At 52.9% G+C, this 15,867-nt stretch carries 12 protein-coding genes; 8 read left to right on the top strand and 4 right to left on the bottom strand.

Annotated features, from left to right (window positions below):
• The 3 genes from ACTQ3R_RS15025 to ACTQ3R_RS15015 all read left to right on the top strand — a co-directional run.
• On the top strand, nt 1-327 hold a 327-nt coding region (locus ACTQ3R_RS15025), incomplete at its 5' end, for a hypothetical protein (protein WP_441780005.1).
• Nucleotides 296-1,216 (top strand): site-specific integrase, encoded by a 921-nt coding sequence (locus tag ACTQ3R_RS15020; RefSeq protein ID WP_441780006.1) that lies wholly within the window; start codon nt 296-298, stop codon nt 1,214-1,216. The genes ACTQ3R_RS15025 and ACTQ3R_RS15020, both read left to right, overlap by 32 nt.
• A gap of 937 nt (nt 1,217-2,153) precedes the next feature.
• Nucleotides 2,154-2,768 carry a signal peptidase I gene (locus ACTQ3R_RS15015; RefSeq protein WP_441780007.1) on the top strand — a complete coding sequence of 205 codons (615 nt, stop codon included), beginning with the start codon at nt 2,154-2,156 and terminating at the stop codon, nt 2,766-2,768.
• A 67-nt stretch (nt 2,769-2,835) separates the two neighbouring features.
• Here the strand turns inward: ACTQ3R_RS15015 and ACTQ3R_RS15010 are convergent, their stop codons facing one another.
• A complete protein-coding gene (locus ACTQ3R_RS15010; RefSeq protein WP_441792681.1) occupies nt 2,836-3,942 on the bottom strand; it encodes an IS30 family transposase in 1,107 nt (368 codons plus the stop codon).
• A gap of 137 nt (nt 3,943-4,079) precedes the next feature.
• On the opposite strand from ACTQ3R_RS15010, the gene ACTQ3R_RS15005 reads away from it, so the two are divergent.
• Genes ACTQ3R_RS15005 through ACTQ3R_RS14985 form a run of 5 tightly spaced genes read left to right on the top strand, consistent with a single transcriptional unit; the run spans nt 4,080 to nt 12,590 of the window.
• The gene (locus ACTQ3R_RS15005) at nt 4,080-4,748 is read left to right on the top strand and encodes a SipW-dependent-type signal peptide-containing protein (RefSeq protein WP_441780009.1); all 669 of its coding nucleotides are present in this window, start codon (nt 4,080-4,082) and stop codon (nt 4,746-4,748) included.
• A gap of 59 nt (nt 4,749-4,807) precedes the next feature.
• Complete coding sequence (locus ACTQ3R_RS15000) at nt 4,808-5,395, top strand: hypothetical protein (protein ID WP_441780010.1); 588 nt, start codon at nt 4,808-4,810, stop codon at nt 5,393-5,395.
• A complete protein-coding gene (locus tag ACTQ3R_RS14995; RefSeq protein ID WP_441780011.1) occupies nt 5,392-10,752 on the top strand; it encodes a hypothetical protein in 5,361 nt (1,786 codons plus the stop codon). Before ACTQ3R_RS15000 ends, ACTQ3R_RS14995 begins: the two co-directional genes overlap by 4 nt.
• A gap of 24 nt (nt 10,753-10,776) precedes the next feature.
• Nucleotides 10,777-11,376, top strand: a complete 600-nt coding sequence (locus tag ACTQ3R_RS14990) for a hypothetical protein (RefSeq protein ID WP_441780012.1) — start codon at nt 10,777-10,779, stop codon at nt 11,374-11,376.
• Nucleotides 11,373-12,590, top strand: a complete 1,218-nt coding sequence (locus ACTQ3R_RS14985) for an S-layer homology domain-containing protein (RefSeq protein WP_441780013.1) — start codon at nt 11,373-11,375, stop codon at nt 12,588-12,590. Before ACTQ3R_RS14990 ends, ACTQ3R_RS14985 begins: the two co-directional genes overlap by 4 nt.
• A 221-nt stretch (nt 12,591-12,811) precedes the next feature.
• On the opposite strand, the gene ACTQ3R_RS14980 is transcribed toward ACTQ3R_RS14985, so the two are convergent.
• The 3 genes from ACTQ3R_RS14980 to ACTQ3R_RS14970 are packed head-to-tail and all read right to left on the bottom strand — an operon-like array spanning nt 12,812 to nt 15,866.
• On the bottom strand, nt 12,812-13,108 hold the full coding sequence (locus ACTQ3R_RS14980) for a helix-turn-helix domain-containing protein (protein ID WP_441780014.1): 297 nt from the start codon (nt 13,106-13,108) through the stop codon (nt 12,812-12,814).
• Nucleotides 13,105-14,970: a type IV secretory system conjugative DNA transfer family protein gene (locus tag ACTQ3R_RS14975; RefSeq protein WP_441780015.1), complete on the bottom strand. Its 1,866-nt coding sequence runs from the start codon at nt 14,968-14,970 to the stop codon at nt 13,105-13,107. The genes ACTQ3R_RS14980 and ACTQ3R_RS14975 overlap by 4 nt, the downstream gene beginning before the upstream one ends.
• Entirely contained in the window at nt 14,967-15,866 is a 900-nt protein-coding gene (locus ACTQ3R_RS14970; RefSeq protein ID WP_441780016.1) for a DUF3991 domain-containing protein, read from the bottom strand. Before ACTQ3R_RS14970 ends, ACTQ3R_RS14975 begins: the two co-directional genes overlap by 4 nt.
• Nucleotide 15,867 lies beyond the last annotated feature (1 nt).

Here is a 15,867-nt window from a genome sequence, read left to right as displayed (position 1 = left end):
CGAAATGATGCTTTTGTCAAGCCCTGTTTTGAATTATTACGAAAAAAATCCTCCTACCCTCTCATTTCTGAGGGTAGGAGGATTTGTCAGCTTAACTTACTGACATTGGCCGACCGGGGGAAGCTGTTCAAAATCATAAAAATGCTCTATGGGCTTATGGGCTTGCCCTTTTCCGAGGAAGCCGAGCCTATGGACGCAGACCCCGCCGTTTTGGAATACTTCATTTTTTCCTTTACGGCAGACTTTGGCGAAGTCATACAAGACCTCATAGCCGAAGAAGCAGAATACCCCCGCTATGGTAGACAAAATGTTTCAGCAGATTATTGACAAAGGCTTGAAACCGTCCACCGCAGCCGGGGCAAAGCGTGTTTTGAGCGTGGCGTTGAGCCATGCCCGGAAATACCGCTATATCGAAACAAACGCAGCAAAGGACACGCTTACGAAGTTTGGAAAGAGTGACAAGACCCCCGACCCTTATACGCCGGAACAGGTAAAAGCCCTTATGCAGCGCGTCGAGGGTACCGTTTGGGAAATGCCCGTTATCTTAGGCGGGCTTTACGGTATGCGCCGTTCTGAAATCCTGGGCTTGCGCTGGCGTAATGTGGATTTGGAAAACAACACCTTTGACGTTTCCGAGCAGCTACCCTTTAAGGTGCCGCCGAAAACAAAAGTCATTGAGGAAATGGCACCGCCGAAATCCAACGGGCGAAAGCTGCCTATCACAGAGCTTGCCCGCCCGTTCTTCCTCAAACAGTTTGCTATGCAGGAAGCGCAGCGCGAACAGGCAGAAAAAGACGGAAAGCCATACTATGACAATGACCTTGTTGTAGCGAAGCCGGACGGTTCCCCTATCTCCGCGTCGTGGGTATCTTCCCAGTTTGGAAAACTGCTTGAAGATTTGGATATGCCGCATATCCGCTTTCACGATTTACGCCATACGGCGGCTACGAATATGCACCAACTGACAGGCGACTTCTACACCGTAGGCGAAGTGTTAGGACATACGCTTGCGGGTATCGGCGTATCGCTTGGACTGTCTATGAACTTTGAAGCTGTTACCGCCCGTTATGTGGACGTGCGGCTTGAACGCAAGAAAGAAGTCTTAGACGCTTATCATGGGGCGGTCAAACAGGCTGACCCGGCAAAGGCAGAGAAAGCCGAGCCGAAGAAAGCAAAGAGCGCGGCAAAGAAAAAGAGCAGCGATTTAGAGCTTTAACCGCTGTATCTCTTTACCGCTTCTTATATCGTTTTATAGCCCCGCGTGGGATTTGGGCACCATTTGGGCACCATTTACCGAAAAAGCACCACTAATACAGGCGATAAAAGAAACGCCGAGAACCCGCAAAAACATAGAGTTTATGCGGGTTTCCGGCGTTTTCTAATCCCTCAACCGACCTAAAATCATCTTGCGGCAGAGAGAAAAATTCTACTATTTTTTATCATCTGCGCTCTCGGTGCTTGGCGCAAACCGTTCAAAGAACATATACGCTCTTTTTCATGTCAAACACTACTTTTGCCTATAGTGAAACCTATCAAAGCATGGCTGATCAGGCGATGCCTTGATAGACTGCATAATACCATGCGGCAGGCTTCTTGGCGTCTGCCGCATAGTTCGTGTTATGGTGTTGTTTCTGTTGCATAATGATGCACTGATAAACAACAATCCAATGGGTGAGTATACTGGATTTCCATTTTCTTTGCAACTGTACATTGTTAAGATTTTGTTAATTTTCTGACACGTGTAAAATGTTCCATAAAAGGAATGTTGCGGTCTTGATTTTTGCTTATCCATCGTGTAAAATTGAAAGCAAACTTGTTTGCGGAAGGGAATATCTCAAAATGAAGGTGCTGTCTCACATCGTGTTTCCGTCAGGAATGCGTAGGGGAAGGATGCTCTTTGAAGAACTTCTCTGGGCAATATAAACGATTTAAGAGCGCGTTCGCCTGTGTACTGTCAGGGAAATGGCTCTTTTTGTATGTCTTATGCTTTTGCCCGTGCATGAAAGAGAATAAAGATCGGACTATGGCATAAGACCATTTCACCAAGGGGTACCCCTTGGTGCATCGGGATATCCCGATGCACCAATAGTCTCTGTCACCGATCTGCATGGACAGGCAATTGATATCTTTCCAAAAAGCAAAGGAGAAACATTGTGAAGTGGATATTGAAGCTGTGGAATCTGATCGTAGATATTCTCCTCTTAGCGGCGCTTGTGTTGGCGTTTAGCTTTGTAGGGACCAGATTCTTCGGATATACACCGTTTATCGTCACCTCCGGCAGTATGCAGTCGATCTATCCGGTCAATTCCATCATCTATGTGAAAGAAGTCGCGCCGGAAGAGGTGCAGGTGGGCGACGCCATTACTTTCCATCTCGGCGGGGACACCATCGCCACGCATCAGGTCTGGCAGATCAATGAGGATGAGCGCACCTTCCGCACACAGGGCGTGGACAACAAGGACGCGGAGGGCAACATCCAGCAGGATGCCTCCCCTGTTCCCTTCGACGATCTCATCGGTGTTCCGACGCTGTGCGTGCCGAAGCTCGGCCTGGTGTACGGGGCGCTCAAGCAGCCGCTGGGTCTGTGCATCGTGGTGTTCATCGTGGCGCTGATCGCGCTGGTCTCGGTGCTCACCGCGCCGGCCGCGGGCGAAAAGGCGTCGCGCAGAGCGCGCAAGGGCCGCCACGAGCCGAAGCGTCTGCTGCGTCAGGATGCGGCGGAACCGCAAAACACGGGCATACCATCTTCGGATGAGCCAATAAAATAAAAAAAGCGCAAATTGCAAGTGCAAGCTGGACACCTGCACGGTAGAACTTAGTTAATCAGAGCGTCGGTCAGGATGGAAGCCGCTGGCTTCCATCCTGGGCGATGCTGCCGCAGCCGGAGGCTGCGTAAACAGAGTCGAGGAACTCGTCAAACAGTTCCTCCGGGGTGCGGTAGCCAAGCTTCTTGCGAGGGCGTCCGTTCAGCTCATCAGCAGCAGACAAGATGTACTCTGGAGAGAAGGATTCAATGGAGGCACCCTTGGGCACGAAGGCTCGGAACAGCCCGTTGTGGCGTTCGTTTTGGGGACGTTCCCACGAAGTATAGGGATGTGCAAAGTAGACTGCACAGCCCCAGTTCTCGACCTGACTGAACGCAGAGAACTCCGAGCCGTTGTCCACGGTAATGGTCTTGAAGACCTGTGAGAACTTGTCTCCGAATTCTTCCCTGAGTAACTGCATGGCGTTCAGAACGGAGTCTGCATCCTTGCCGGGAATCCGGATGGCAATATAGTTCTCCGTTTTCTTCTCCAACAGGGAGAGGACAACAGCCTCTTTACCGGCCCTCTTGCCCACGACAGTGTCACCTTCCCAATGTCCCTCCTCGATGCGCAGAGCCGCGATCTCAGGTCTCTGGGAGATGTCCGTGCCGAAGATATTCTTGTGTTCACGGGGCTTGGAATCCTTGTGCTGCTTGCGTTTCATGGCTTCGGGCAGTTCTGTCACAGACAAGTCAAGGTTGCCTGCCCAGACCTCATTGTAAAGAGTGCGGGTGCAGACCATCTCATCTGCTGGAAACAGCCCATGCAGACGGGCATAGCCGACGCAGGCATCCAAAGACCACTTGTGTTCTTTGACCTGTTCAATTATCCAGCGAATGAAGCGAATACAGTGACAGATTCGGTGTGGTTTCCGAGAACGCTTTCTGTTCGCTTTGTAGGCCGCTTCTCCGCGTCTTGCCGAGTATCCGGGCTTCCTGCCCTTGCTGCTCTTTCGGGGCGGTGTGCCGCGCATTAGCTCGTTCCCAACGGTGGTTGGTGAACATCCGATCGCTCTGGCAATGGCTCTGTTCGTGTAGCCTGCGTTCTTGAGATGCTGGATTGCGCCTCGTTCCTCTCGCTGTAGGTGCTGTCCCTTCTTGCGTTCTACCGATTCTGTGATATAATCTTGGCAGTCCATAGTGATTGCCCTCCCTTGGAAGAAGTTGTGTGCAAACTTCATTCTACCATGTGGGGAAAATCACTATGGATTTTTTCTTAGGTGTCCAACTTCATTTTACAATCGACCAAAATAAAAAAAGATAAGGAGAAAAGAAAATGAAAGCACAAACCAGAACCCTATTATCCCTGTGCCTTGCAGTCGTTCTTGTTCTGACGGCTGTCCTCGGCACCATCGCGTACATGACGGCGAGCAGTAGCGTGACCAACACCTTTACGGTCGGCAGCTTTGAAATGCCGGAAGATCCGGATCATCCCGGTACAAAGCTTACCAATTATATTTACGAAAAGAACTGGGACGCTAACACGGACGGTCATAAGCTCGTTCCCGACAGCTCCACCATCAAGGACCCGAAGGTCGGCATCGGTAAGGGCAGCGAAGCCGCCTATGTCTATGTCTACATTCAGAACAAACTCGTTGCCACTGATGTAGATGCTGTTTACTTCACGCTCAACAGCGGCTGGAGTCCGGTCGGCACGGCAGGAGTAGACTATAAGAAGGTCACCGTGGGAGGAACTGAGTATTATACCGGCGGCCTGTTCAAGTATGACACGATGCTCGAACCCACCACAGACGCTGATGCATGGACGACATCTGCTATTTTTGATACCGTAACAACCAACGCCGATGTCAATACGACTGATTTGACCGAGAAGGATATGGTCGTCAATGCCTACATCCATCAGGCGAAGGACAACGGCACTCCGATCGATACCGCTACGCTCGATGGTAATGCCCAGACATGGGTTGGCACTCTTGGTGCCTAAATCCACCACAGCGCACTAACGCGAGCATCATTTACTAACCAATGAGAGGACTGAGGAAATTGCGGAAACGGAATCTGGTTTTGGCGCTTTTGCTGCTCGTACTGCTTCTGTCCGCAGTTTCCTCGGTCCTGACCTATACCACGCGCAGCACGCGCGTGAAGAATGTTGTCTCCTACGGCAGCGTGAAGATGGAGATCATCGAAAATACCCTCTCCGGCGGAACGGAGGTTCCCTATGCGGAAAACGTCCCCGTCCGCATCAATACGGACGAATATAGCCGCATCGTGCGGCTGAAAAACATCGGCAAGCACCCGGTCTATGTGCGTCTCGCACTGACGCTCACCGCAGAAGACAAGGCCGGAAACACTGTCGTCATTCCCGAAAACTTCTATTCCTTTGATATCAACACCACCGATTGGGTCGAGGACGAAGGCTGGTATTACTATGACCACGCCGCGCTCACCCGAGATGAAGAAACGACAAATCTCATGACGAAGATCATGTTTGACCATACAAAACTTGCAGCGCTCTCCGACTGTCGGCTCACGCTGAACATTCAGGCTGAGGCCGTGCAGAGCGAACACAACGGAGATACGGTCCGGCAAGCGCTGGGCTGGCCCTCCGACGAAGGAGGTGTCACGCCGTGAAGCTGCATAATCGTATTCTGTCCCTGCTGCTGGCGGTAGTTCTTTTGATAGGATTGGTACCCGCAGTGACTCAGATTGCCGTAGCAGAGGGATGGACCTATGAAATCAGAGACTTTGAGAACCTCCGCGACTATGCGGCAATGAGCCAGAATGTCAATTGCGAAGGAATAACTTTCCTGCTGATGAATGACATCACAATTACCGAGGAGAATCTGGCTACGCTGGAGAACAAACCGCTGTACTTCGGCAACCACAACTGCTATTTCAAGGGAACTTTCGATGGACAAGGACACACCATTTCCGGCTTGACCTTTAAGACGGGAATCGTAGCGGAGGTGGACACAGCTCTGTTTGCCCATACGGATGGAGCTACCATCAAAAATCTTACCATTGACAATGCCCATTTGTATGCTGACCTGTTGGGCGGTATCCTGATCGGCCACGCCAAAAATACTCGTGTGGAAAATGTGACCATCCAGAAAAGTGATCTGAGTGTGGACTGCGCCGACAATGCGCTGACTCTAATCACCGATGGCGGCGTAATTGCGGGCAGTATTATCGGTCGGGCGGAGAACTGCACTCTTTATAACTGCGAGGTCAATGCGACCCGTGTCCATACTGCGGCTACCGGTGCAATTCAGGCACTGGGCGGCAAGGGTCTGTATATGGGTGCATTGGTAGGCAGTGCCGAAGAAACGACCATTGAATACTGTCGGGTCATCAACGGGTCGTCCGTGAAGAACTCCTATGATGTGGCAGTGGGCGCGCTGGGCGGCAACTCAGTCTATGCAGGTGGTATCACCGGTCAGATTAAGACCAAAACAAAAATCATTGACAGCTTCTCTACTGCCAGTCTGTATACCTACTGCGCCACCTATGTGTCCGTTGGAGCGGGCAACGTGGGCTATGTCGGCGGTATTTCTGCCGCGGTTTATGGGAAGGACTGCGAGATCACGCGCTGCCACTATGCGGGCAACGCCACGAGCAAGCAGTATAACGCCATTCTTGTCATTCCCATCATTCAGAAGAACATAAACGTTTCCGGTATCTCTCAGCGTTACGAGGGCGGCACGGTGACGGGCAGCTATTTCCGCCCCAGCGCCAGCCCCGAAACCACTATGAATGTGATGGGAAACAGTACCTCCACGGAGGAATACGGACCCAAGGATGATACGCTATATGCTGACCGCAGCTTTTGGGCGGGACATGACTATGACTTCACAGGTACGGTTACACGCTCCTCCAGCTACAACGAAAACCATACCAACAAGTGGGTCATGGATTACGAATTAGGAATTCCTGTTCATGGACAGAGTGTGGCAGCGGGGTTTGATTTCCCCAACGCAGGCAGCGTTACCATCGGTGTCACAGATCTCGTGAATACCACTGTGACCACGGACGATGCCTATGACTTTGCCGTGCAGGGCTTCAAGCCCACGACAACGGGCTATATGGTGGATCTGTCTGCCGCAGTAAATGCCAATTTCCGCTTTGTGGAGTGGTATCGTATTCCCGATGTGACGGCTTTCTCCGCCCCGGAGGGACACGAATACTTTGCTGGATTAATGGAAGGAAAAACGCCTGTCTCGTCGGAAGCCGTCTATTCCAAGGCCGAGTGCGTAGACAATGACCTGTTTCTGGCACACATGGAGGCGCTTGTGCGCTTCCATGACATTGCTGGCAGCGCCATCGATAAGACCAGCGGCGCAGCCAGTGATGACCGCAGCAAGGACTGGTATACGTTCGAAGCGCCGCTGCCTGCCGTCACACCCGCAGTGCGTCCTGCGAGCGAGACCGCAAAGCTCATCGGCTGGACAACAGATAAAAGCTCGGAAGCAGGCGGCGGTTACAGCTCAATCACGGATACGGAGCTGACGCAGCTCCGACTCAACGGGAGTTTCTACCAGACCGGTGATCCCATAGAAAAGCCGATGGACCTGTACCCAGTCTATGCGGACCTGATCTCCAACGCCGTGACGATCCACGAGGGCCATGAGCAGGATAACGTGGATGATCCGTCCAGGAGAGAGGGTGTTGGCCTGACCTGGGTGACCATGGATGAGAACAACACCGCCACCATCCATGTCGGCGGCGTGGGCAGCACCAATGGGAGCCTGACTCCCTTCCCCGAGGGCTATCGCTTCCTCGGCTGGTACACCGATGACGGAAACGGCAATCAGGTGCGCATCAGCCAGGAGCAGGAATACACGCTCAAGGGCGTGGATCTCAGTCAGGGGAAGCACACCTACACCGCACGGTTTGAGTATCGTGTGCAGTTCTGGCTGCCGCAAAAGGTGTCATATGTGCTTGCGTCTCATGACTTTGGCTTCACGTTTTCCAAGAAGATCAATGAGGTGTATGTGCCTTATGAGACACAGCTTTTCACCTCGGAATGGGAAAGCGCCTATATCAACGAAACTGTGTATCAAAATGCGCCCTCCGCACATTCTGACTATCAGTGGAAGTTTGGCTTTTGGACTGCGGAAAATATCCGTTTTGATGCGAACGGAAAGCTGACGGTATACCATCAACAAACGCACTTTAGTGATTACACAGTAAAACTGCTAAATCAAGAGAGAGCGCTGAAGTATTCTACTACGGAAAAGGTATCAGCCCCGCTGGAGCTTTCTGGTGTTTGGAAAAATCCGGATATCTATGCCCAACGAGGCGCTTATGTCTACACCGATTTTCCTTACTCTGCAACGGTGGAACAAACTGCGGTTAACGGTGATGATAAGCGAACGGTATCCGCACAGTTGCTGAACGGATATAATTTTGCATTCTGGAATATGTACGGCATCGCAACCGACTATGCCCCGATGAATGTGAACTATGCCGATTCTCAAAAGACAACGTCCGGAACACTGACCTTCACAAGTCCCGCAACCGCTACGTGGGTAACGAATACAGAAGTTGGCGCTGCTGGCGAAGGTATCAACTACACCCATTACTACATCGCCCATAACACGGCGGACGTCAATTTCCATACTGCTGGCGGTGCGCTCATCGAACACGCCACAGTCTCTACGGCTGACTTCCCCTACCTGACGGAGGACAAGCCCGTCACCATGACGCGCCGCTACCAGTCTCCCGTGTTCGGTACGGCCAACAATGTCTACAGTGGCGACGGCAACGAGATGAGTAAGGACCCCACCAATTACACCAGCACCAAGGCGGAGATGGGCACTTATGCCACAGCGGAAGAAGCCCAAGCTGACGGCTACCTCTTCATTGGCTGGGCGGAGCCTGCACGGATGCAGAACTATGAGCGTGCTTACGCCTTCGACCTCTCTAACGGAGAGAGCGCGGAAGGCAAGCCGCAGTACATTTCCTCCACCATCGATAAGGCAAAGGCATATACGCTCAAGTCCGACGCCCTTGTGGAGCACACCATGGAGCTGTACCCTGTCTATGTTCCCTTGGGTCTGATCCGGACCACCACAAACCTCTCTGACGCGCAGGGCGGCAGCATCACAGTACCGGCTAATCCGACCTACACAACTGCTGCCGACCCAGACAACAGTAACATACGGACGGTCACGGTGCAGGCCGACATAACCACAACGATCCCTGGCAGTAGTGAACCCTATAAGCTGCTGCGTATGACCGTTTCTGTAGACGGCGGCGAGGAAATCGACCTGACAACAGGAGATGTGAACACCGGCGAGTATACATACACCCCAATTGAGCCGGGTCACAGCTATCTGTTCACGGCCTATTATCAGCCCTATGTGGTTATCTTCCACCAAAACGGAACGGCAGATATGGTGACGCAGCTCTACAACCAGTACGACCACATCCGCAACACGCCTCTGCCCACGATACAGGACTCGAACTCCGCACTGGACGATTACATTTTCATCGGCTGGACAGAGCAAACGCCGGAGAATGGACTGTACCTCACTTATGTTGCGGAAGCGGATGAAACCGTTACCTACGACAAGATGGACGACATCTATCATTTTGTAGGCGACGGAACCTCGGTGAGCCATGCCATGGAGCTGTGGCCGGTGTATATCAACATCCGGGTGCAGGTCAATTCCAACATTGACGCAGAGTTGACTGAGAAAGGTGTTGACCTGAACACCATCCGTAAGGTAGACCGCAATGCGGCTGACAGTCTCCAAACCAAGGTTGTTGCAACTGAGGTGGAGGGATATAAGTTCTACGGCTGGTACAAAGAAATCCCTTCCGGTAGCTTGGCCGATGATGCACAGTATACGAACGAGAGACTGGTATCCAAGGACAGCACCTATCATCTTACCGGCGATAAGCCTTATGAGACAACGGTTTATACCGCCCGCTATATCAAGGTGTATAAAGTCATTTACCATGACCTGACCGGCGATGTGCTGGAAACCGAGTATGTCTACGAAAACGATGACCATGCTTTTGTCACAGAACAGACACTGACGGATGCGGACGGCAATCCGATCAAGAATGAAGACGGCAGTGAAAAGAAAACAAAGGTGCTCTACAACTCCTCCCCCTTCTATGCCATCCACGAAAAAATGACTCAGGCACAGACCTTTGACACTTGGGTATGGGTCAAGTCAGACGGCAGTCAGACTCCCTTCGCGGACTTCTGTGAAAAGCAGATTATCGCCGGCTGTATTGAAGGAAGCGCAGCTGTCGGTGCGCGTGAAATGCACCTCTATCCCATCGTCTGGACACTTTCTGCCAAGGACAGCACAGGCCAGCCCTACGATAAGCTAATCGTCAGTGGATCTTTTACGTCCGAAGGGAACAGCGTCAAGGCATATTTCGACAGTGAGACTGCCTATAGCCAACCGTCGCTGACGGTCCATGTGGAGAAGAACAAGTGGACAGACTCGGGTAGTTCCGAAGCCCCCGGCAGCGACAATCAGAAAGACGTTCCGGTTACGCTCTATCCAGACAGCAATTCGGAGGCCGTAGCTATCGACACGAAGCCCACCGACATCGAGGGTAACGCTACCTTCTACTTTAACGCTGCTTCGCTGACCATTGAAAAAACCGGAGGAGCAGACCTTGTGGGGCAGACCTTCCTCTTTACCGTCCAAGGCACCGGCGTAAAAAAGACCGTTAGCGTCACATGTGAGGCATCGAAGGACAGCTCTTCCGCGTCAGGCTCGGTCACACTTCTGCTCCCGGCAGGCATCTACAGCGTCACGGAGGATCTGAATTGGGCATATCGCAGCAACACACCGGCATATCAGGTCTGCTACGGTAACGTGGAAAGTTCAGATAACAATGCATCGGTCAAGGTGTCCCAAATCGGCTCTGCTGCGGCAAAGGTGATCTGCACCAATACGCAGAAAGCGGGCTTGAAGGGCTGGCTGTGGGCATCGACCCATAAGGAAAATCTGTTCAACTAACAACCGACGGAAAGGAGGCTGCCAATGGCATATCAAGGAAAACGGCTGCTGAAAAAGCCGCAAAGGAACAAAACGCATCGGCTTCGCACACTTGGTTTGATCTGTGTGCTGTTGGTGCTTCTTCCCGTGGCGATCCATGGGACGATCGCCTTTATGCAGGCGAACGACAAGACGGTCAACCTCTTTTCTGTCGCTTCAAGCAGTCTCAAGATAGACGAGACCTTTGATAAAAACAGTAAGACGAACGTGACCGTAAAAAACACCGGGGATATCCCGTCCTATCTGCGTGCTGCGCTCGTGATCAGTTGGAAGGACGACAATGGAAATATCCTGCCGGCCATTCCGGAAGCTGGAACGAATTACACACTTACCATGGGCAGCGGCTGGATACAGGGCGATGATGGCTACTGGTACTATCCGCATCCCGTAAAAGCAGGAGCTTCCTCCCCTGTGTTGATTAAGTCCTGTGCTCCTGAAGGGAAAGGGCCGACCGTTGTCCACTTGTGTGTAGACATTCTGACGCAGGCTGTGCAGGCCGAACCTTCTGACGCTGTGCAGGAGCTTTGGGGTGCGACCGTGAACTCTGATGGTGCTTTGACTCCGAAGGAGGTGCCGACGCCATGAAAAAACGGCTATTGATGATCGCGGCAACAGCAACACTCGCTATAGCTACACTCGTCAGCGTTGCAGTTGCAGACAGCCTTCGCCCCACCGTGATCTATGATGGCAGTACGCACACCTTTTCCTATCGGAACACGGATGCAAGCGGACTGTTTGCCGATTTCCAGGATCTGATGCCCGGAGACGACCGAACGACAGACATTCGATTTGAACTTAAAAACATCGATCACACGGTACGGGCCTATCTTCGCGCCGAGCCGGAGGAAGGTGACCGGGCGGCACTGGAGCCGTTGGTGCTCGGCATTAGCCGAAACGGAATATTGATCGACCGCCAGACCGGAATGAACAGTCTCAGCCGCAACACGCTGCTTGGCACGTTCTCTCGTGCGGACTCCGTTAGACTGGATGTGTCGCTCTCGGTTCCTACAAGTGTAGGGAATGAAGTGGCTGACCATACAGGTATTCTGAACTGGATATTCACTGTGCAGGAGGATGGCGTCGGCGGTTCGGACAGATCGGATGCTCAGTCACCGCATAGAGGCTTATTGAATGATCGGGACCATTTCGCATACATCATCGGTTTTGAGGACGGGAAGGTCCATCCGGAGAGAGAACTTACCCGAGGTGAGGCTGCAACACTCTTCTTCCGCCTCCTCAATGATGATACGCGAAATCTCTATCTGTGTACCTGGAATCCATTTGAGGATATTTCTGAGTCGGACTGGTGCAATACCGCGATTTCTACGCTTTATAACCTTGGCGTTGTGTATGGAAGAAAAAATAACGTGTTTGATTGCAATGCCCTCATCACGAGAGCAGAGTTTTCTGCCATGGCAGCCCGATTCAGTAACAGTGAGTACCATGGTGACAAGAAATTCTCTGATATATCCGGCCATTGGGCAGAGAACGAGATCTACCGTGCGGCGGAACAGGACTGGGTTCGTGGATTCCCGGATGGTACCTTCCGACCCGAGCGGAAAATCACCCGCGCAGAGGCCATGGTAATCATCAACCGTGTGCTGCGCCGCGTCCCTGCATCGAAGGACGATCTTCTTGCTGACATGATCGTGTGGCCCGACAATATGGATACCGCCGCATGGTATTATCTGGATATTCAGGAGGCGACAAACAGTCACGATTTCATGAAGCGTGCTGACGGCAGTGAAAAGTGGACGGCACTCACACCTGCAAGGGACTGGAAGCAATATGAAACATAGCGGTGCTGATGCCTACTAAGAATTCCTGATTTTAGGAGTCTTGAGAGCCAAGCATAGAGAAAGAGGACACCACCAAGTGTCCTCTTTCTTTCGTACAAGGATGCCTTCAAGCAGTTCTATTATTCTTGTTCTTTCTCTGTACTGGTATATCCTCCGGTAGAGTAGGTTCTTCTGGATGCGCCATGATGACGCCACCCTATAGACAGAAATTTCGCAAAAGGTCACAGTCCCCCCTTGGCGGGAGGCTGTGACGTTTTATGCTTTGTCAGCCGGTATAAATTGCTGGTGAGGCTGCCGTTTGAGCGGCGGCGGTTCCGCTTCTCGATGAGCTGCCTGCACTCAAGATCTGCCAAGGCCCGCTGGACCGTCCGCGGCGAAAGTCCCAATTCACGGGCAATGGTTTTGATCCCCGGCCAGCAGACACCAGAGGCGTCCGCCCGATCCCGAAGGTAGATATAGACCGCCTTCTCCCGGTGGCTCAGATGCTCCTCGGCGTAGATAAAGTTGAATTGGCTCATCTGCTTCCCTCCATGTTATAGGGATTCTTTGTGCAGCTCCGATGGATGCTGCGAACGAGTTCGCCCTGGTCTATGTAGGCGATCTTTCGGGCTGCCCGCTCCGGCATCCGGTAACCATCGGGATCGAAGGTGATGCCCCAATCCAGAAAGAGGCGTAGTTTGGTGCGCATGGGATGAGTTCCCGTTTTCATCACCACAAATTCGCCCTTGGGGATGGATTTCAGTTCATCTGGCGTCATGAGAGGGCGCTCTATCATCTGCAAGGACTGGCTGCTCTCCTTTCCCTGACTGACAGAGCCGGACAGCACGGTCCTGCTGCCGAGGGCGGCGGAGAGTGCGTCGGCTGTTTTGCTCTGGGGCGAAAAGCCGCCAAAGATGGTGTCCTGGCAATTGTCACATATAATTTCCGCACCTTCTTTACCATAGTTCTTCTCCAGTTGGGCAAGGCTCTGGATAATGGGTACCAGCGTCAGCCTACGGGAGCGTCCCGCGCTGAATAGGGGCAGAATGTCAAAGGGCGGCATGGTACCAAGTTCATCGCAAAACAGCACCACACGGTTTTTGAGCCTGCCGCCGGTTTCATCCGCCACGGAGAACAATTCGCGGGACAGGTTTTGGATCATGAGCGCCGCGATGAAATTCTTTGCCGGATCTTCTTCCGGTAAAATCAGAAAGATGGCGCACTTCTCCGAGGCAAACATCTCGGCGTTGATGGGGCTGTCGTAGCAGATGACCTGTTCCAACTCCGTATCCAGAAAGGCGTTGAGGCGGGACATGACGGTGGACATGACCGAAGCCATAGATTGATCCGCACTGGTGAGGGCTGCGCCTGCCAGCCACCGGGCCTTATGCTCCGGTGGCAATTCATCCATGAGCAGCTGAAAGCCATTCTTGCCTCTTGACTTCGGCACCGCCAGCAGGTCCTGCACCAGCTTGAAGGCGGAAACGATGTGCCGCTTTTCCGGCTCTCCGTCCTTTGGTGGTGCGAACTCCGCCAGCAGAAGCACAATGGCAGTCAGCAAACCTTCTGCACTGTCATAGAAGAAAGCATTCTCACCGTATTGTGCAGCGTCGCCGTCCGGGTTGATAATGGTCTTGGCGAGGATCTTGGCGTATTTCTCTGCGCGCGCTCGGGCAGCGAGGTTCTCCGGATGCTTGCGCGCAATATCCATGTAGTGATTCATCAGCGTCAGGAAATTGAAGCCGTCCGAGCGGGTTGGGTTGCGCAGGTCAATGACGGATACCTTGTAGCCGTAATACCGGGAGGCGATGGCACCGTAGTTGCGCGCCAAGTCTCCCTTGGTATCCAGCGCCAGATAGCTCATACCGCTGGCGCTGGCATACTCCAAATTTGCGTATAAAAAATACGCGGTTTTGCCCACGCCGGAAGCACCGATCATAAGGCAATGGATATCATCGCTGTCCACCAGCGCGCGGACATCCCGCTGATCTTCCATCACATTTTTGATTTTGGAAATCGCCGACTTCTTTTTCTTCGGCTTTCGCTTTTCTTTTTTCCCTGCTGTAGGACGGCGGAGCCTCTCCAGCAGCTTGTGAGTGGTTTGCGAAATCACACCTCTTTTGGCTCTGCGCTTTCTGCCGCCCATGCTGCCGAGAATGATGCCCTGTACCGTGGGAAGCTCCTCTCCCTTGCGCCAGCGGCGGGGACGGAACGGGACCACATGATAGGTCGTGTGGATCTCCTTGGGCGTTGCCCAACGCGCCGTGCCGTGCTGACCGTCACCAACAGTTTTGTTCTTGAAGTTGTTGAGAGAATAATTCTTGGAGAGGAAGGATACTACGAGCAAGAATGCCAGCAGTCCGCCGCCAAGCAGAATCAAGGGCCATACGTTTTCGTTCATGCGTCTTTCTCCTTCCTCTCGAATTTGGCGCAGAGATCGTCATTCCAGTCCTTGCGCACCGGGCAGAGACGCTCCACATCCAAGCCCATGTCCTCCAGCGTATCCGTCATACGGTCGCAGGCATCGTTGCCCGCGTCATCGTTGTCGAGGCACAGGTACACCATGTCCAGCTTCGGATTCTGCCGCAGCCGCTCCAGCACCGGCTGGATGGAGAGCCCGCAGCAGGCAACGTAGCTGTGCTCCTGCCAGCCGTAGGGATAGAGGGTAATGTGGGACAGAAGGTCGATAGGAGCCTCGAACACATAGAGGGACTTGTCGGTCCCGCTTTTGTGGAAGCAGTGCTCACTTGTGCTGCCCTCAATGTTCATGCGGAACACCTGTCCCTCGCTGTTGGTACTGCGGATGTGCGCGTGCTTGGCCTCACCGCTGTCATCCAGCCCCACGAAAACACAGTTGTGATGCTTGTCCTCGTAGAGCAGCTTTTCATGTACGAAGGCGGAAATAACCTCGCGGTCAATGTGGCGCTGACGCATGAGGTAGGCATACATACGCCGCATGGTTCCGTAAGGCTCCGGCAGCGCGAAAGCCTTTGGAACTTCATTCACAGGCTTTGCCTGTTCATATGTTTTTCTGTTCTTCCTGCCCAGCAAAAGCAAAACCGCCTCCGGATAAGGGAGGCGGTAATAGCGCTGGACGAAGCTGACGGCGTAGCCGCCGACGCGCGCAGAGTGGTCAAACCATTTGTTGCCCCGCACGGTGATGCTGGGGTCATTGGGAGCGCGGAACTCCCGGCCGGAGCGCACGGGTCGTTCCCCCTGGGCGCGCAGCAGAGACACGAGATCCGTGTTCTGCGCCCGTGCTTTTTCCTCCGGCGTGAAATAGATAAATTTGCTCATG

The organism is Lawsonibacter sp. LCP25S3_E2, from assembly GCF_052117285.1.
GTDB lineage: Bacteria > Bacillota > Clostridia > Oscillospirales > Oscillospiraceae > Lawsonibacter.
Note: the sequence above shows the minus strand (reverse complement) of the source record. Positions and strands in the feature narration are given on the sequence as shown.